Here is a 19,036-nt window from a genome sequence, read left to right as displayed (position 1 = left end):
AGTGTACACTGATGCAAAAAATTACTATACAAGAAGCGGAAGGTTTGCTACAAGGAATTACGAATGAAGAAGATGAACGTTTTCAAATGTTGAAAGAAGATGAACGGAAAGGTGTTCAAAAGTTAATTTTGAAGTGGTATAAACAAAAAGAGTTAGCGCAAAAGGAAAAAACGAAATTTTTAGAAATGTCAAAGTATGAAAAAGCGTTACGTGAAAAAGGATTTACATACATTGCTGGTATCGATGAAGTGGGAAGAGGGCCTCTAGCAGGACCTGTTGTTACGGCTGCTGTCGTCCTTCCAGAAGATTTCTATATACCGGGGTTAAATGACTCTAAAAAGCTAAGTGAAGCGAAACGTGAGCGTTTTTATGACGTGATTAACGAGGAAGCTATTGCAATTGGTGTTGGGATTGTGTCACCGCAAGTTATTGATGAAATAAATATTTATCAAGCAACGAAACAAGCCATGTTAGATGCGATTGCAAATTTATCATGTACACCGGAGCATTTATTAATTGATGCAATGAAACTTCCTACTCCAATTCCCCAAACGTCTATTATTAAAGGAGATGCAAAAAGTATTTCTATCTCAGCCGCATCCATTATTGCGAAAGTCACACGTGATTGTATGATGAAAGAACTAGGTAAGGAACATCCGGAATATGGTTTTGAACAGCATATGGGCTATGGAACAAAACAACATTTGCAAGCGATTGAAACGTATGGTGTATTAGAAGAACATCGAAAAACATTTGCGCCAATTAAAGATATGATTCAAAAATAAGCTGTGAATCCACAGCTTATTTTTTTATTTTCGTATATTAACATTACTATTTTCAAAAAAGAATAAAGCGATTTCAGTTTTCTGACACTTTATTGTAGACAGCGTGGCAATCATTTTATACAATGGCAATGTAGTGTTTTTTAAACATTAAAAAACTTTTTGAGTAAAACAGGAAAATAGGGGAGGATGGGACCATGAATATCCATGAGTATCAAGGTAAGGCAGTCCTTAGAAGCTATGGGGTTAGCGTTCCGAACGGGAAAGTTGCCTTTACAGTAGAAGAAGCTGTAGAAGCAGCAAAAGAATTAGGAACAGATGTATGTGTAGTAAAAGCGCAAATTCACGCTGGTGGACGCGGCAAAGCTGGCGGTGTAAAAGTTGCGAAAAATTTAGAAGAAGTTCGTACATATGCGGAAAGTATATTAGGTACTACGCTTGTTACGCATCAAACAGGTCCTGAAGGTAAGGAAGTAAAACGCTTACTTATCGAAGAAGGTTGCGATATTAAAAAAGAATATTATGTTGGTCTAGTATTAGACCGTGCGACTTCTCAAGTTGTTCTAATGGCTTCTGAGGAAGGCGGAACAGAAATTGAAGAAGTAGCAGAAAAAACACCGGAAAAAATCTTTAAAGAATATATTGATCCAGCAGTAGGCCTGCAAGGTTTCCAAGCACGCCGCATTGCATTTAACATTAATATTCCAAAAGAGCTTGTAGGACAAGCTGTGAAGTTTATGATGGGCTTATATCGTGCTTATATCGAAAAAGATTGCTCTATTGCAGAAATCAACCCACTTGTTACAACTGGTGATGGGAAAGTTATGGCATTAGATGCAAAATTAAACTTTGATTCTAATGCATTATATCGTCATAAAGATATTTTAGAACTTCGTGATCTTGAAGAAGAGGATCCAAAAGAAATCGAAGCTTCTAAATACGACTTAAACTATATTCCTTTAGATGGAAATATTGGTTGTATGGTTAATGGCGCAGGATTAGCAATGGCAACAATGGATATTATTAAACATTATCATGGTGATCCAGCTAACTTCTTAGATGTTGGTGGCGGTGCTACAGCTGAAAAAGTTACGGAAGCTTTCAAAATTATTCTTTCTGATAAAAATGTAAAAGGCATTTTCGTTAACATTTTTGGTGGCATTATGAAATGTGATGTAATTGCAGAAGGTGTTATTGAGGCGACAAAACAAGTAGGCCTTGAATTACCACTTGTTGTCCGTCTTGAAGGTACAAATGTTGAGTTAGGTAAGAAAATTTTAAATGAATCTGGTTTAAATATTGTTGCAGCAGAATCTATGGCAGACGGTGCACAAAAAATTGTTTCACTAGTGGGCTAATAGAAAGCGGGGGAGAAAAATGAGCGTATTAGTTAATAAAGATACAAAAGTTATTGTACAAGGTATTACTGGTTCACAAGGTTTATTCCATACAAAACAAATGATTGAATACGGTACGAAAATTGTCGGTGGTGTAACACCTGGTAAGGGCGGCACTGAAATTGAAGGCGTACCAGTCTTTGATACAGTAGAAGATGCTGTAAAAGCAACAGGAGCAAACGCTTCAGTTGTGTACGTTCCACCCGCTTTTGCGGCAGATGCAATTATGGAAGCTGTTGATGCAGAGATTGACTTAGTCGTATGTATTACAGAAGGAATCCCTGTATTAGATATGGTAAAAGTTAAGAAATATATGGTAGGTAAACAGACACGTTTACTTGGACCAAACTGTCCGGGTGTAATTACACCTGATGAATGTAAGATTGGTATTATGCCAGGATATATTCATAAAAAAGGTCATGTAGGTATTGTATCTCGATCTGGTACATTAACATATGAAGCTGTACATCAATTAACACAGGAAGGCATTGGTCAATCAACTGCTGTAGGTATCGGTGGTGATCCTGTTAATGGTACAGACTTTATTGATGCGTTAAAAGCGTTTAATGAAGATGAAGAAACACATGCTGTTATTATGATTGGCGAAATCGGCGGAACAGCAGAAGAAGAAGCTGCTGAGTGGGTAAAAGCAAATATGACAAAACCTGTTGTTGGGTTTATCGGTGGTCAAACAGCGCCTGCAGGGAAACGTATGGGCCATGCTGGTGCCATTATTTCTGGCGGCAAAGGTACAGCTGCTGAAAAAATTAAAACAATGGAAGCTTGTGGTATCAAAGTTGCTGAAACACCAGCTGTTATGGGTGAAACTTTAATCTCTGTTTTAAAAGAAAAGGGATTATTTGAAACTTGTAAAAACTATTAATCTTTTTGAAAGACACCTTCATGCTAGAGGGTGTCTTTTTACACTTTTTTCTGTTTACATAATAAAAATTATGGGTAAGGAGAATGGTTATGAAAAAGGAACGACTGCTCCATCTTCATTATGTGCTAGCCGATCATTGGAAAGTATTAACTCGCTTACTGCATATAGATCCAGAGATAAAGAAACTATGCAGTTTTAGCCCGGTGGAATTTGAGAAATATGCTAGGTTAACTCCGGAAAAATCTTCTGAATTAGTTAGCTTCTTACAAACATTTACCCCCACACAATGTACACGTCATTTAGAAGAAAATCATATTTTTTATGTCACGATATGGGATGATGATTATCCGGAATTATTACGTGAAATACCAGATCCGCCTTTCGTTTTATATGGAAAAGGAAAGAGAGAATTATTAGGAAAAATAAATAAAATCGCAGTAGTTGGAACAAGAAAACCTTCTTTATACGGGAAAGAAAGCATACAATCTATTTTACAGCCGCTAATAGATAAAGGATGGTTAATTGTAAGCGGTTTTGCAAGTGGAATTGATACGATTGCTCATCAAATCGCAGTGCAGCAACGTAGTTCCACTATTGCTGTCTTAGGGCATGGCCTACATTATATGTATCCGAAAGAAAATTGTTGTTTTTACAAAACATGGAATAATAATGTATTGTTATTAACAGAATACCCGCCACATTACCATCCTAGAAAATGGTATTTCCCGAAACGAAATCGAATTATAAGTGGTCTTTGTAAAGGGGTTCTAGTAGTGGAAGCAAAATCAAAAAGTGGCTCGCTTATTACTGCAGATTTCGCTTTAGAACAAAATAGGGAGGTATTTGCTTTGCCGGGCCCTATTTTTACAGAAAGTGCAGCAGGAACAAATCATCTCATAAAGCAAGGAGCGAAACTTGTTCAAAAAGCAGAGGATATTCTGGAAGAATTTTTAAATTAGCCGTATATTTTTATGTTTTTATTAAACAATTATTGACAAATGGTAGATTGGCACTGTATGTTATACTCATTCTTGATTGACAAAAACAAGAGGAATCAATAAGATTAATGAAGACTTGAATCCACCTCTTAAGGAGGCACTAGCATGTCAGATTACCTCGTAATCGTGGAGTCGCCTTCTAAGGCGAAAACCATTGAGAAATATTTAGGGAAAAAATACAAAGTCGTCGCGTCTATGGGACATGTTCGCGATTTACCTAAAAGCCAAATGGGGATAGAAGTAAAAAATAACTTCAACCCGAAGTATATTACCATCCGTGGTAAAGGTCCTGTTTTAAAAGATTTAAAATCAGCAGCAAAAAAAGCAAAAAAAGTCTATCTCGCGGCCGATCCAGACCGCGAAGGAGAAGCGATCGCTTGGCATTTAGCGAATACGCTAAATGTGGATATTGAATCAGATTGCCGGGTTGTATTTAATGAAATTACAAAAGATGCGATTAAAGAGTCATTTAAGCATCCTCGTGCAATTAATATGGATTTAGTAGATGCACAGCAAGCAAGACGGATACTTGATCGCCTTGTTGGTTATAATATTAGTCCTTTACTATGGAAGAAAGTCAAAAAGGGATTAAGTGCAGGACGTGTACAATCTGTAGCGGTTCGCTTAATTATTGATCGTGAAAAAGAAATTCAAAGTTTTATCCCGGAAGAGTTCTGGACAATTAAAACAGAATTTGTAAAAGGAAAAGACACATTTGAAGCATCTTTTTACGGTGTGAATGGAGAAAAGGTTCAATTAACAAATGAAGCGCAAGTAAATGACATAATTGAAACAATGAAAGACAATGCGTTTTCGGTTGAAAATGTAACGAAAAAAGAACGTAAGCGTAATCCCGCATTACCATTTACAACGTCTTCTCTACAACAAGAAGCTGCACGTAAATTAAACATGCGAGCAAAGAAAACAATGATGCTTGCGCAGCAGCTGTATGAAGGGATAGACATTGGTAAACAAGGAACTGTAGGTCTTATTACGTATATGAGAACGGATTCAACTCGTATTTCAGAAACGGCACAAGCGGAAGCTCGTTCTTACATTACTGAAGCGTTTGGTTCGGAATACATAGGAACAGAGAAGAAGAAGGAAACGAAAAAAGCGAATGCACAGGATGCGCATGAAGCAATTCGTCCAACTTCGGTAATGAGAAAGCCAGAGGAACTAAAAAGTTTCTTAAGTCGTGATCAACATCGTTTGTACAAATTGATTTGGGAGCGATTTGTTGCAAGTCAAATGGCGTCTGCTATAATGGATACTGTTACAGCTAGACTCATTAATAATAACGTTCAATTCCGTGCAAGTGGCTCAGTAGTGAAATTTCCAGGGTTTATGAAAGTTTATGTAGAATCGAAAGATGATGGTGCGGAAGAAAAAGATAAAATGCTGCCTCCTTTAGAAATAGGAGAAACCGTATTTTCAAAAGATGTGGAGCCAAAGCAGCACTTTACGCAGCCGCCACCACGTTATACAGAGGCCCGTTTAGTTAGGACGCTTGAAGAGCTGGGAATCGGGAGACCGTCTACTTACGTACCGACACTTGAAACGATTCAAAAGCGAGGATATGTTGCATTAGACAATAAACGATTTGTTCCGACTGAACTTGGAGAAATTGTAATTGAACTTATTTTAGAGTTTTTCCCAGAAATTATTAACATTGAATTTACGGCCAATATGGAGCAAAACCTTGACGAAGTAGAAGAGGGGAAAGCAAATTGGGTGAAAATTGTTGATGATTTCTACGTAGGCTTTGAACCCCGCTTAGAAAAAGCGGAAAAGGAGATGCGTGAAGTCGAAATTAAAGATGAACCTGCTGGGGAAGATTGTGAATTATGCGGTCACCCAATGGTCTTTAAAATGGGTAAATATGGGAAGTTTATGGCTTGTTCTAATTTCCCTGATTGTCGCAATACAAAACCGATTGTGAAAGAAATCGGTGTAACTTGTCCGAAATGTGATAAAGGACAAATTATTGAACGCCGAAGCAATAAAAAGAAACGTCTTTTCTATGGGTGTGGCACGTATCCAGAATGCGATTTCGTATCTTGGGATAAACCGATTGGCCGGAAATGTCCAAAATGTGAAGGTATGCTTGTAGAGAAGAAGCTGAAAAAAGGCGTTCAAGTACAATGTATTTCTTGTGATTATGAAGAAGAACAACAAATGTGAGCGTAAATGCTCACATTTTTTTCGGGATAGAAAAGGAAAGGTGATAAATACATGACAACACAAGTAGTAAACGTCATTGGCGCAGGTCTTGCAGGAAGTGAAGCAGCTTATCAAATTGCAAAACGTGGTGTCCAAGTAAAATTATATGAAATGAGACCAGTAAGACAAACGCCGGCTCATCATACAGATAAATTTGCTGAGTTAGTATGTAGCAACTCACTTCGTGCAAATACATTAACAAATGCTGTTGGGGTCATTAAAGAAGAAATGCGCAAAATGGACTCTGTTATTATTCGTGCGGCAGATGAGTGTTCTGTGCCAGCAGGAGGAGCATTAGCGGTTGATCGGCATGAATTTGCAGCAAAAGTAACGGAGTATGTGAAAAATCATCCAAACGTAACTGTGATGAACGAAGAAATGACAGAAATTCCAGAAGGACCAACTGTTATCGCGACAGGTCCACTCACATCTCCAGAACTTTCTGCACAGCTAAAAGAGTTAACGGGTGAAGATTATTTTTATTTCTATGATGCAGCTGCACCAATTGTGGAAAAAGAAAGCATCGATATGGACAAAGTATATTTAAAATCTCGTTATGATAAGGGAGAAGCGGCTTATTTAAACTGCCCGATGACAGAAGAAGAGTTCGACCGTTTTTATGATGCTCTAATTGCTGCAGAGACAGTGCCGTTAAAAGAATTTGAGAAAGAAGTATTCTTTGAAGGATGTATGCCTGTAGAAGTAATGGCAAGCCGTGGTAGACAGACATTGTTATTTGGACCGATGAAACCAGTGGGGCTAGAAGATCCGAAAACAGGTAAAACACCATACGCTGTCGTTCAATTACGCCAAGATGATGCAGCGGGAACGTTATACAATATTGTTGGGTTCCAAACACATTTAAAGTGGGGACCTCAAAAAGAAGTATTACAATTAATTCCTGGACTTGAAAATGCAGAAATTGTACGCTATGGTGTCATGCATCGTAATACGTTTATTAATTCACCGAAATTGCTTCGTCCAACATACCAATATAAACATCGTGATGATTTATTCTTTGCGGGACAAATGACAGGTGTAGAAGGATATGTAGAATCGGCTGCTTCAGGACTATTAGCAGGTATTAATGTAGCTCGTTTTGTAAAGGGAGATGAGCCTGTTGTATTACCTCCTGTAACTGCAATGGGAAGTATGGCGAATTATATTACTGCAACAAACGCGAAAAACTTCCAACCAATGAATGCAAACTTTGGTTTATTTGCACCGTTAGAAAAGAAAATTAAAAAGAAACAAGAGCGAAATGAAGCGTACGCAACACGCGCTTTAGAAACAATTCAAAATTTTGTAAATATTTAGTTAAATTTCTTGCAAAGGCTACTGAGTTGTGATACGATTTAGTAGCCTTTATTGAGGTGAGTTTTGTGAATGTGAAGAAATTGTTACAATTATTCGTTGGATATTTACAAATTGAAAGAAATTATTCAAAATATACAATTGCAAGTTATCAAAATGATTTAGAACATTTTGTGCAATTTATGGAGCGAGAAGGTATATCCTCTTTTTTAGATGTTACATATGTGGATGTTCGCTTGTACTTAACGACGTTACATGATGAAAAGCTAGCCCGTAAATCTGTCGCGAGAAAAGTATCAAGTTTACGAAGTTTATATCGTTTTCTGATGCGTGAAGGATATCGAGAAGATAATCCGTTTGCACTTGCGTCACTCCCCAAAAAAGAATGGTCAATCCCGAAGTTTTTGTACGTTGAAGAATTAGAGAAATTGTTTGAAGTTTCTGACGTAGAAACGCCGCTTGGTCAAAGGAATCAAGCTTTATTAGAACTTATGTATGCAACAGGGATCCGTGTGAGTGAATGTGTAAGTTTACAACTTGCTGATATTGATTTTTCGGTAGGAACAATTCTAGTGACGGGAAAAGGCAAAAAACAAAGGTACGTTCCGTTTGGAAGTTATGCACAAGATGCTTTAATTACTTATATAGAAAACGGGAGGAAACTGTTAGCTGAAAAAACAGAGGAACACTCTCAAATGGTGTTTTTAAATGCAAAGGGTACGCCATTAACAGATCGAGGTGTGCGTTATATTTTAAATGAGCTCATTAAGAAAGCGTCTCTTACAATGAAAATAAGTCCGCATATGTTAAGGCATACATTTGCTACACATATGTTAGATGAAGGTGCAGATTTGCGAACTGTGCAGGAGTTATTAGGTCATGAAAATTTATCAACGACACAAATTTATACGCATGTTTCAAAAGAAAGATTACGTTCTGTTTACATGAAGCATCACCCACGAGCATAAATTGCTTTTAAAGCTATAAAAACATATAAAGGAGTTTTTTCTATGGGAAATTTCCACGCTACAACGATATTTGGCATTCAACATAATGGAGAGTGTGCTATGGCTGGCGACGGACAAGTGACATTTGGTAATGCTGTTGTGATGAAGCATACAGCACGCAAAGTTCGAAAGCTATTTCAAGGGAAGGTGTTAGCAGGATTTGCAGGTTCCGTTGCGGATGCGTTTACTCTTTTTGAAATGTTTGAGGGGAAATTAGAAGAGTATAATGGAAACCTACAACGTGCTGCGGTTGAAATGGCGAAACAATGGCGTGGCGATAAAATGCTGCGTCAATTGGAAGCGATGTTAATCGTTATGGATCAAACGACGTTACTTCTTGTTTCAGGAACAGGAGAAGTAATAGAACCGGATGATGGTATTTTAGCAATCGGTTCAGGTGGACATTATGCGCTTGCAGCTGGTCGAGCTTTAAAGCAACATGCAAGTGAACATTTAACAGCAAAAGCAATTGCGAAAGCCAGTTTAGAAATTGCTGGTGACATTTGTGTGTATACAAATCACAACATTATTGTAGAAGAATTGTAGAATCGTAAGGGAGGCATTTTATATGCATTTACATTTTACTCCGCGTCAAATTGTAGAAAAATTGGATCAATATATCATTGGTCAAAAAGATGCGAAAAAAGCGGTTGCAGTAGCACTTAGAAATCGGTATCGTCGCAGTAAGTTAGCGGAAGATCTGCGCGATGAAATTGCTCCAAAAAACATTTTAATGATTGGACCGACAGGTGTCGGAAAGACAGAGGTAGCACGACGAATGGCGAAGCTCGTTGGGGCGCCTTTTATTAAGGTTGAAGCGACGAAGTTTACAGAAGTTGGATATGTTGGTCGTGATGTGGAATCGATGGTACGCGACCTTGTTGAAACGTCTGTTCGTATTGTGAAAGAAGAGATGGTAGTTAAGGTCAAAGATAAAGCTGAAGAGCAAGCGAATCAACGCCTTGTTGAAATTTTAGTACCAAGTCCACAAAAGCAAACAGGATTCAAAAATCCGTTAGAAATGTTATTTGGTGGAAATCAAAATGCGAATCAGACATCTGAAACACAAGATGACGCAGACATTGAAAAGAAACGTCAAGAGGTTGAAAAGAAACTTGCTTCTGGATTACTTGAAGAAGAGGTTGTATCGATTGAAGTAACGGAACAGCAGTCTTCTATGTTTGATATGTTACAAGGAACTGGCATGGAACAAATGGGGATGAATTTCCAAGATGCATTAGGGAGTTTTATGCCGAAAAAAACGAAAAAACGAAAACTTTCTGTAAAAGAAGCAAGAAAAGTCTTGACAAATGAGGAAGCACAGCGCTTAATTGATATGGATGAAGTTACACAAGAGGCTGTTTATCGTGCTGAACAGCTCGGGATTATTTTTATTGATGAAATTGACAAAATTGCTGGTAAGCAGTCGAATAGCGTGGATGTATCACGTGAAGGTGTGCAACGTGACATTTTACCAATTGTAGAAGGGTCGAATGTTGCGACGAAATATGGATCAGTAAAAACAGATTATATTTTATTTGTTGCAGCCGGTGCGTTTCATATGTCTAAACCGTCTGATTTGATTCCGGAATTGCAAGGGAGATTTCCGATTAGAGTGGAATTGACAAAACTATCGGTAGATGATTTTGTTAAAATTCTTATCGAACCAGATAATGCGTTAGTGAAGCAGTATATAGCATTATTAGCAACTGAGGGTATAGAAATTGAATTTTCTGACGATGCTATTCGTAAGATTGCTGAGATTGCTTATCAAGTTAATCAAGATACGGATAATATTGGAGCGAGAAGGCTTCATACCATTATGGAGAAACTTCTTGAAGATTTATCGTTTGAAGCATCTGAAATTACGTTAGAAAAAATAACGATAACACCTCAATATGTAGAGGAAAAATTAGCAACGATTGCTAAAAATAAAGATGTGAGCCAGTTTATTTTGTAATAGTGTCATCAGGTGACTCGCCCTAGTTTCCAAGTGATGAAAAAATATGTGAGTAACATGTAGGAGGAACTTTAGAAATGGAATTATTAGCAAAAACGAGAAAATTAAATGCGTTATTACAGAGCGCAGCAGGAAAGCCTGTAAACTTTAGAGAAATGTCAGACACAATGTGTGAAGTGATTGAAGCGAACGTATTCGTTGTAAGTCGTCGTGGGAAATTATTAGGATATGCAATTCACCAACAAATCGAGAACGAACGTATGAAACAAATGCTTGCAGAGCGTCAATTCCCAGAAGAATATACACAAAGCCTATTCAACGTTACAGAAACATCTTCAAACTTAGATGTAAATAGTCAATTCACGGCATTCCCTGTAGAAAACAAAGAGTTATTCGGTCAAGGTTTAACTACAATCGTGCCAATCGTTGGTGGTGGTGAGCGTTTAGGTACATTAGTTTTAGCTCGTCTTGGTCAGGAGTTCTTAGATGATGATTTAATTCTTGCTGAGTATAGCTCGACTGTAGTAGGTATGGAAATCTTACGTGAAAAAGCAGAAGAAATCGAAGAAGAAGCGCGTAGTAAGGCAGTTGTTCAAATGGCAATTAGCTCGTTATCATACAGTGAGTTAGAAGCAATTGAGCACATCTTTGAAGAATTAAACGGAACAGAAGGTCTACTTGTTGCAAGTAAGATCGCTGATCGTGTAGGAATTACTCGTTCTGTAATCGTAAACGCACTTCGTAAATTAGAAAGCGCAGGCGTTATCGAATCTCGTTCTTTAGGTATGAAAGGAACGTACATTAAAGTATTAAACGACAAGTTTTTACATGAACTTGCTAAATTAAAAACAAACTAATTTTTATAAAAGCTCTCCTCACGATGAGGAGAGCTTTTTGTTTTCTAAGTATTGCATTTTAGTAGGGAAGATAAACTATCCGTAAAAGCTTGGTTGATAGGGGTAACTATCAGTGGTGCTTAAGATAGTGAAAGGATGATAATATTAGAATTGGAGTTGAGAACAGGATAGGTAAAATCATAATCAAAAAGAAAGTTTTACATTGTTCGCAATTTCGACTTGCTTGTAATATTTCATTATGGTATAGTAAGCAGTGGTGTCAGTACAAAGTACACACGTTTACTGATTTAAGTGTTGGTGCTACGTTCGTAGTTTCGCTTAGAGATGAAGTAAACGGAGGATATCAGAAACCATTTAGGAGGAACAAAATCATGGCAGTAATTTCTATGAAACAATTGCTTGAAGCAGGTGTTCATTTCGGACATCAAACACGTCGTTGGAACCCAAAAATGAAACGTTACATTTTCACAGAGCGTAACGGTATCTACATCATCGACTTACAAAAAACTGTGAAAAAAGTTGAGGAAGCTTTCAACGTAATGCGTGATATCGCTGCTGAAGGTGGAGACATCTTATTCGTAGGTACAAAAAAACAAGCACAAGAAGCTATTAAAGAAGAAGCAACTCGTGCTGGTATGTACTTCGTTAACCAACGTTGGTTAGGTGGAACGTTAACAAACTTCCAAACAATTCAAAAACGTATCAAGCGTCTTAAAGACATCGAAAGAATGCAAGAAGATGGTACTTTCGAAGTACTTCCTAAGAAAGAAGTTGTTCAACTTAAAAAAGAGTTAGAGCGTCTTGAGAAATTCTTAGGCGGCATCAAAGATATGAAAGGTCTTCCAAGTGCATTATTCGTAGTTGACCCTCGTAAAGAGCGTATCGCAGTTGCTGAAGCACGCAAATTACACATTCCAATCATCGGTATCGTTGATACAAACTGTGATCCAGACGAAATTGATCACGTAATTCCAGCAAACGATGATGCAATTCGTGCTGTAAAACTTCTTACATCTAAAATGGCAGACGCGATCCTTGAAGCAAAACAAGGTGAAGAAACTGTTACTGCGTAACAAATTTGGAAAGGTGATAAGGGGTTCGGCCTTTTATCACCTTTTTTAAGGTATAAATACATATTTTAGGAGGATGAAAAGTATGGCAATCACTGCACAAATGGTAAAAGAACTTCGCGAAAAAACTGGCGCAGGTATGATGGACTGCAAAAAAGCTTTAACAGAAACTAACGGCGACATGGAGAAAGCAATTGATTTCTTACGTGAAAAAGGTATTGCGAAAGCTGCGAAAAAAGCAGACCGCATCGCTGCTGAAGGTTTAACTTTCATTGAAACAAACGGTAACGAAGGTTTAATCTTAGAATTAAACTCTGAAACTGATTTCGTTGCAAAAAACGAAGGTTTCCAAACGTTAATTAAAGAATTAGCTGCTCACTTATTAGCTAACAAACCTGCTAACATTGAAGAAGCTATGGCTCAAACAATTGCAAACGGCAAAACAGTAGAAGAGCACATCAACGAAGCAATCGCTAAAATTGGTGAAAAACTTACACTTCGTCGTTTCGAAATCGTATCAAAAACGGACGCAGATGCATTTGGCGCTTACTTACACATGGGTGGACGCATTGGTGTATTAACAGTTCTTGAAGGTTCTACAGACGAAGCAGCTGCTAAAGATGTAGCAATGCACATTGCAGCAGTTAACCCGAAATACATCGACCGCGATGCTGTAACAGCTGAAGAAGTTGAACATGAGCGTCAAGTGTTAACACAACAAGCTTTAAACGAAGGTAAGCCTGAAAAAATCGTTGCGAAAATGGTAGAAGGCCGTCTAGGCAAATTCTTTGAAGAGATTTGCTTACTTGACCAAGCATTCGTTAAAAACCCTGATATGAAAGTTCGTCAGTTCGTTGAGTCTAAAGGCGGAACATTAAAAGGATTCGTTCGCTACGCTGTTGGTGAAGGTATCGAAAAACGCGAAGACAACTTTGCTGAAGAAGTAATGAACCAAGTAAAAGGTAACAACTAATACAGATTAGGGAACACATTGTGTTCCCTTTTTTAAAATAAAGATGTAAGCAATTGGAGGTTCATTATGAGTAAACCGAAATATAATCGTGTCGTGCTAAAGTTAAGTGGTGAAGCTTTAGCTGGTGAAAAAGGGTTTGGAATTAACCCGTCTGTTATTAAATCAGTAGCAGAACAAGTAAAAGAAATCGCAGAACTTGATGTAGAAGTTGCCGTTGTTGTAGGTGGCGGTAACATTTGGCGTGGGAAAATCGGAAGTGAGATGGGCATGGATCGTGCAGGAGCAGATTACATGGGCATGTTAGCAACAGTTATGAATTCATTAGCTCTTCAAGATAGCTTAGAGAATATTGGAATTCAAACACGCGTTCAAACTTCTATTGAAATGCGTCAAGTGGCTGAGCCTTATATTCGTCGTAAAGCAATTCGTCACTTAGAGAAAAAACGTGTTGTTATCTTTGCAGCAGGTACAGGTAACCCTTATTTCTCTACAGACACAACTGCAGCATTGCGTGCGGCCGAAATCGAAGCTGATGTTATCTTAATGGCGAAAAACAATGTGGACGGCGTATATAATGCAGATCCTTCTGTTGATCCAACAGCGACGAAATATGAAACACTTACTTACTTAGATGTATTAAAAGAAGGTTTAGGTGTAATGGATTCTACAGCTTCTTCTTTATGTATGGATAATGATATTCCACTAATTGTATTCTCGGTTATGGAAAAAGGAAACATTAAACGTGCCGTTTTAGGCGAAAATATTGGAACAATTGTAAGGGGGAAATAAATATGGGACAACAAGTATTAAAAGCTGCAAATGAAAAAATGGAAAAAGCTGTTGCTGCTTATTCTCGTGAATTAGCATCAGTTCGTGCTGGTCGCGCAAGCGCAGCTGCATTAGATAAGGTACAAGTTGATTATTATGGTGCACCAACACCTGTTGTGCAATTAGCGAACATCACAGTTCCAGAAGCACGTTTACTTGTAATTCAACCTTATGATAAAACTTCTATCGGTGATATTGAAAAAGCAATCTTAAAAGCGGATTTAGGTTTAAATCCTTCTAACGATGGATCAGTAATTCGTATTGCATTCCCAGCATTAACAGAAGAACGTCGTAAAGACCTGGTGAAAACTGTTAAGAAATATGCTGAAGAAGCAAAAGTGGCTGTTCGTAACGTACGTCGTGATGGTAATGATGATCTTAAAAAGCTTGAAAAAGCGGGCGACATTACAGAGGACGATTTAAGAGGATATACAGAAGATATCCAAAAAGAAACAGATAAATATATTGCAAAAGTTGACGAAATCGCAAAAAACAAAGAAAAAGAAATTATGGAAGTGTAATAGCGATTCCTTCGCAAATATGACCCTCTTCTTAAGGGGGTCTTTTTACACTTTTAGGCATACGTCTGCTTGTTGGAGGGTATGAATGATGTTTAAAAAGTTTCCTTTTTTTAAAGGTAAAAAGGTCGCATCGTTTGATCATCTCATTGAAAAAGTAAAAAAAGGATACATTCCAGAACATATCGCTATTATTATGGATGGTAATGGAAGGTGGGCAAAGAGAAGAGCAATGCCTCGGATTGCGGGACATCATGAAGGAATGCAAGTTGTGAAAAAAATCACGAAATTTGCAAGTAAACTTGATGTGAAAGTGTTAACTCTTTATGCTTTTTCTACGGAGAATTGGAAAAGACCGAAAAAGGAAGTCGATTATTTAATGAAACTTCCAGAAGAATTTCTAGGTACATTTTTACCAGAATTGATCGAAGAAAATGTACAAGTCCGAGTAATCGGACAAAAAGATCGTCTTCCTACGCATACACGCAGAGCGATGGAAAAGGCCATGGAAGATACGAAAGAGAATACGGGATTAATTCTCAATTTTGCGTTAAACTATGGGAGTCGCGATGAAATCGTTTCTGCTGTGCAACATATGATGAAAGATAGCGAAGAAGGGAAAGTTCGTTCAGAGGATGTAAATGAAGAAATGATTTCTTCTTACTTAATGACAAGTTCTTTACCTGACCCAGACTTGCTTATTCGTACAAGTGGGGAATTGCGTATTAGTAATTTCATGCTATGGCAAATTGCGTATTCGGAGCTTTGGTTTACAGATGTGTATTGGCCAGATTTTACCGAGGAACATTTGCTAAATGCGATTACAGACTTTCAACATAGAGGGCGCAGATTCGGAGGCGTGTAGAAAGAGAGGGTTTGGTAGTGAAACAGAGAATTATTACTGGAGTGATTGCTGCCGCGCTATTCATTCCCATCGTATTTTACGGTGGCGTGCCTTTTACAGTTTTAGTGTATGCACTTGCTTCTGTTGGATTATATGAATTAGTTCGTATGAACAAACTTACACTTATTTCGGTACCAACGTTTTTAGCTGCATTATTATTATGGATTATTTTAGTTCCAAGTAATGCACTGGGGATTTTTGATCGGGTTGGATTAGATAAATTAGAAATCACATTTTTGATTGTTTTATTACTTTTATCATATACAGTCCTTTCGAAGAATACATTTACTTTTGACAATGCTTCATTTTTACTTATGGCAACAACGTATGTTGCAATGGGGTTCCTATATTTAAATGAAACGAGAATAGCAGGAATCCATTATGTGTTTTATGCATTATTTGTCATTTGGGCAACTGATTCAGGCGCATATTTCATAGGGAAAGCAATTGGAAAAAGAAAATTATGGCCAGAGATTAGTCCGAATAAAACGATAGAAGGTTCATTAGGTGGTATTGTTTGTGGGATTGTCGTTGCTTTTGTATACAATATGTTCTTCACCGTTCATGGAAATGTTGTAATGCTAATTATTGTTACAATTGCAATCTCCATTTTTGGACAAATTGGTGATTTAGTACAGTCTGCATTTAAACGTCATTACGGTGTGAAAGATTCAGGTACAATCTTACCTGGACACGGTGGAATATTAGATCGGACAGATAGTTGGTTGTTCGTATTACCGATTTTACATTTCTTACATTTCATTTCATAATAAAACGAGGGGTTGGAGTTATGAAAAACATTAGTTTATTAGGTGCAAGTGGATCAATTGGAACGCAAACTTTAGATGTGCTGCGCTCGCACCCAGACCAATTCCGTCTCGTTGCTTTTTCTGTAGGGAAAAATATTGACTATGCAGTAAAAGTCATTCAAGAATTTTCTCCTCAGCTTGTTTCTGTACAAAGAGAAGAAGATGTTGTAAGGTTACAACCCGTTTCTGGAAATACAAAAGTAGTATACGGTGAAGAGGGACTATTAGAGGTAGCTCTTCACCCAGATGCAGAAGTTGTAATCACTGCTGTTGTAGGTAGTGTAGGGTTGTTACCTACACTTCGTGCGATTGAGGCGAAAAAGACAATTGGAATTGCAAATAAAGAAACATTAGTAACTGCGGGACATATTATTATGGAAGCTGCGCGCAAACATAATGTGTCGTTACTTCCAGTAGATAGTGAGCATTCGGCTATTTTTCAATGTTTGAATGGAGAAAATGAAAAGCGCATCTCTCGCTTAGTTATCACTGCTTCAGGCGGGAGTTTTCGTGATAAAACGAGAAATGAATTGTATCATGTGACAGTAGAGGATGCACTTCGTCATCCAAACTGGTCAATGGGTTCGAAAATTACAATTGATTCTGCTACAATGATGAATAAGGGACTGGAAGTGATTGAAGCACATTGGCTTTTCGGCATACCTTATGAGCAAATCGATGTTATTTTACATAAAGAAAGCATTATTCATTCTATGGTTGAATTTGAAGATCGTAGTGTAATGGCGCAGCTTGGCTCACCAGATATGCGTGTACCAATTCAATATGCACTTACATATCCTGACAGATTACCACTTTTAGATACAAAACAGTTAAATTTGTGGGAAATCGGAACACTGCATTTTGAAAAAATGGATCAAGAACGTTTTCGTTGTCTACGTTTTGCGTATGAAGCTGGAAAGACGGGCGGAAGCATGCCAGCTGTAATGAATGCGGCGAATGAAGTAGCTGTAGCAGCCTTCTTACAAAAGAAAATTGGTTTCTTAACAGTAGAAGACCTCATTGAAAAAGCAATGCACCATCACAATGTCATTGCACGTCCGAGCTTAGAGGAAATTCAGGAAATTGATGCAGCCACAAGACGGTTTGTGATGGAACAAATTTAGCAAAGGTGGTATGGAATTGAATACAGCGATTGCCTTTATATTAATTTTCGGTGCACTCGTATTTTTCCATGAGCTAGGGCATCTATATTTTGCAAAAAGAGCAGGTATTTTATGCCGCGAGTTTGCAATTGGTTTTGGACCAAAAATATTTTCATTTGAAAAGAATGAAACAGTTTATACAGTTCGGCTGCTGCCTCTTGGAGGCTATGTTAGAATGGCTGGTGAGGATGCAGAAACGGTCGAATTAAAACCAGGAAAAAAAGTTGGACTTGTGTTAAATGAAAACGAAGAGGTTATGAAATTAGTTTTAGACGGGCGTGAAAAGTATCCAAATGTTCGCGTGATTGAAGTAGAACAAGCTGATTTAGAACATAATCTCACAATTTCTGGTTACGAAGAGTATGAAGAGGAATTGCAAACATTCCGTGTGAATGAAAAAGCACGTATTGTTTCAGCGGGAGAAGAAATACAAATTGCCCCGTTTAATAGACAATTTGGTTCTAAAACGTTAGGACAGCGAGCATTAACGATCTTTGCAGGTCCTGCTATGAACTTCATTCTTGCATTTGTTATTTTTGTTATCATTGGATTGGTACAAGGTATTCCAGTTGATAAGCCAATGATTGGGAAAGTAATGAAGGATAGTGTGGCAGAACAAGCAGGATTGAAACAAGATGATACGATTCAAGCAATCGATGGGAAAGACACGAATACATGGAAAGATGTTGTCACGATTGTACGTGAACACCCAAATGAAGAAATTACGCTTCATGTAAAACGTGACAGCGAACAATTTAATGTAAAAGTAACGCCATCAGCTGATACAGAAGGTAAAGAAAAGGTTGGTAGAATCGGTGTATACTCTCCTGTAGAGAAATCTATTTTTGGTTCTATTAAATCAGGTTTTGAGCAGACGTACACATGGACAAAACTAATTTTTGACTCCCTAGTAAAATTAGTAACGGGTCAGTTTTCTATTAATGATTTATCAGGTCCGGTAGGGATTTATAATTTAACAGACCAAGTAGTAGATTATGGTGTCATTCGTGTTCTTAGCTTGGCAGCTGTTTTAAGTATAAATCTTGGTTTATTTAACTTATTACCTGTTCCTGCTCTTGATGGAGGACGCTTATTCTTCTTCTTAATTGAAGCACTGCGAGGGAAACCAATTGATCGTCAAAAAGAAGGAATGGTTCACTTTATTGGATTTGCGTTATTAATGTTACTTATGTTAGTTGTAACGTGGAATGACATTCGAAAGTTTTTCTTGTAAAATAAAGTAAGACTTGTAGTAAGTGTGAAATTCCCAATGTTTTTTGTAGATAGTGAATGAAATGAATAGAGCTCTGAAAGTTGTAAACCCTCACCTGATCTGAGGTGGGGGTTTAC

The 19,036-nt window shown here is 37.7% G+C and carries 18 protein-coding genes; all 18 read left to right on the top strand.

The window, feature by feature from the left end:
• Positions 1–11 precede the first annotated feature (11 nt).
• On the top strand, positions 12–785 hold the full coding sequence (locus AAIE21_RS01760; RefSeq protein WP_343265200.1) for a ribonuclease HII: 774 nt from the start codon (positions 12–14) through the stop codon (positions 783–785).
• A 194-nt stretch (positions 786–979) separates the two neighbouring features.
• Positions 980–2,140 carry an ADP-forming succinate--CoA ligase subunit beta gene (gene sucC / locus AAIE21_RS01755; protein ID WP_016115965.1) on the top strand — a complete coding sequence of 387 codons (1,161 nt, stop codon included), beginning with the start codon at positions 980–982 and terminating at the stop codon, positions 2,138–2,140.
• A 19-nt stretch (positions 2,141–2,159) separates the two neighbouring features.
• A complete protein-coding gene (sucD, locus tag AAIE21_RS01750; protein ID WP_343265199.1) occupies positions 2,160–3,062 on the top strand; it encodes a succinate--CoA ligase subunit alpha in 903 nt (300 codons plus the stop codon).
• Positions 3,063–3,151: 89 nt separating this feature from the next.
• On the top strand, positions 3,152–4,021 hold the full coding sequence (dprA, locus tag AAIE21_RS01745; protein WP_343265198.1) for a DNA-processing protein DprA: 870 nt from the start codon (positions 3,152–3,154) through the stop codon (positions 4,019–4,021).
• Positions 4,022–4,165: 144 nt separating this feature from the next.
• On the top strand, positions 4,166–6,244 hold the full coding sequence (gene topA / locus AAIE21_RS01740) for a type I DNA topoisomerase (protein ID WP_343265197.1): 2,079 nt from the start codon (positions 4,166–4,168) through the stop codon (positions 6,242–6,244).
• A 51-nt stretch (positions 6,245–6,295) separates the two neighbouring features.
• Positions 6,296–7,600: an FADH(2)-oxidizing methylenetetrahydrofolate--tRNA-(uracil(54)-C(5))-methyltransferase TrmFO gene (gene trmFO / locus AAIE21_RS01735; RefSeq protein ID WP_343265196.1), complete on the top strand. Its 1,305-nt coding sequence runs from the start codon at positions 6,296–6,298 to the stop codon at positions 7,598–7,600.
• Positions 7,601–7,665: 65 nt separating this feature from the next.
• Entirely contained in the window at positions 7,666–8,565 is a 900-nt protein-coding gene (gene xerC / locus AAIE21_RS01730; RefSeq protein ID WP_343265195.1) for a tyrosine recombinase XerC, read from the top strand.
• 42 nt (positions 8,566–8,607) lie between these two features.
• Positions 8,608–9,150, top strand: a complete 543-nt coding sequence (hslV, locus tag AAIE21_RS01725; protein ID WP_343265194.1) for an ATP-dependent protease proteolytic subunit HslV — start codon at positions 8,608–8,610, stop codon at positions 9,148–9,150.
• Between the two features lie 22 nt (positions 9,151–9,172).
• On the top strand, positions 9,173–10,564 hold the full coding sequence (hslU, locus tag AAIE21_RS01720) for an ATP-dependent protease ATPase subunit HslU (protein WP_343265193.1): 1,392 nt from the start codon (positions 9,173–9,175) through the stop codon (positions 10,562–10,564).
• 77 nt (positions 10,565–10,641) lie between these two features.
• The gene (gene codY / locus AAIE21_RS01715) at positions 10,642–11,421 is read left to right on the top strand and encodes a GTP-sensing pleiotropic transcriptional regulator CodY (protein ID WP_000421292.1); all 780 of its coding nucleotides are present in this window, start codon (positions 10,642–10,644) and stop codon (positions 11,419–11,421) included.
• 371 nt (positions 11,422–11,792) lie between these two features.
• Positions 11,793–12,494 carry a 30S ribosomal protein S2 gene (gene rpsB / locus AAIE21_RS01710; RefSeq protein ID WP_343265192.1) on the top strand — a complete coding sequence of 234 codons (702 nt, stop codon included), beginning with the start codon at positions 11,793–11,795 and terminating at the stop codon, positions 12,492–12,494.
• A gap of 82 nt (positions 12,495–12,576) precedes the next feature.
• Positions 12,577–13,464: a translation elongation factor Ts gene (tsf, locus tag AAIE21_RS01705; protein ID WP_042979404.1), complete on the top strand. Its 888-nt coding sequence runs from the start codon at positions 12,577–12,579 to the stop codon at positions 13,462–13,464.
• Positions 13,465–13,530: 66 nt separating this feature from the next.
• On the top strand, positions 13,531–14,253 hold the full coding sequence (pyrH, locus tag AAIE21_RS01700; RefSeq protein WP_343265191.1) for a UMP kinase: 723 nt from the start codon (positions 13,531–13,533) through the stop codon (positions 14,251–14,253).
• 2 nt (positions 14,254–14,255) lie between these two features.
• Positions 14,256–14,813, top strand: coding sequence for a ribosome recycling factor (frr, locus tag AAIE21_RS01695; protein WP_343265190.1), 558 nt, complete (start codon positions 14,256–14,258; stop codon positions 14,811–14,813).
• Between the two features lie 85 nt (positions 14,814–14,898).
• Positions 14,899–15,675 (top strand): isoprenyl transferase, encoded by a 777-nt coding sequence (gene uppS / locus AAIE21_RS01690; protein ID WP_343265189.1) that lies wholly within the window; start codon positions 14,899–14,901, stop codon positions 15,673–15,675.
• Positions 15,676–15,692: 17 nt separating this feature from the next.
• Positions 15,693–16,484, top strand: coding sequence for a phosphatidate cytidylyltransferase (locus AAIE21_RS01685; protein ID WP_343265188.1), 792 nt, complete (start codon positions 15,693–15,695; stop codon positions 16,482–16,484).
• 20 nt (positions 16,485–16,504) lie between these two features.
• Positions 16,505–17,647: a 1-deoxy-D-xylulose-5-phosphate reductoisomerase gene (gene dxr / locus AAIE21_RS01680; protein ID WP_343265187.1), complete on the top strand. Its 1,143-nt coding sequence runs from the start codon at positions 16,505–16,507 to the stop codon at positions 17,645–17,647.
• Positions 17,648–17,663: 16 nt separating this feature from the next.
• The gene (rseP, locus tag AAIE21_RS01675; protein ID WP_343265186.1) at positions 17,664–18,920 is read left to right on the top strand and encodes an RIP metalloprotease RseP; all 1,257 of its coding nucleotides are present in this window, start codon (positions 17,664–17,666) and stop codon (positions 18,918–18,920) included.
• Positions 18,921–19,036 lie beyond the last annotated feature (116 nt).

The organism is Paenibacillus sp. 102 (genome assembly GCF_039549175.1).
GTDB lineage: Bacteria > Bacillota > Bacilli > Bacillales > Bacillaceae_G > Bacillus_A.
Note: the sequence above shows the minus strand (reverse complement) of the source record. Positions and strands in the feature narration are given on the sequence as shown.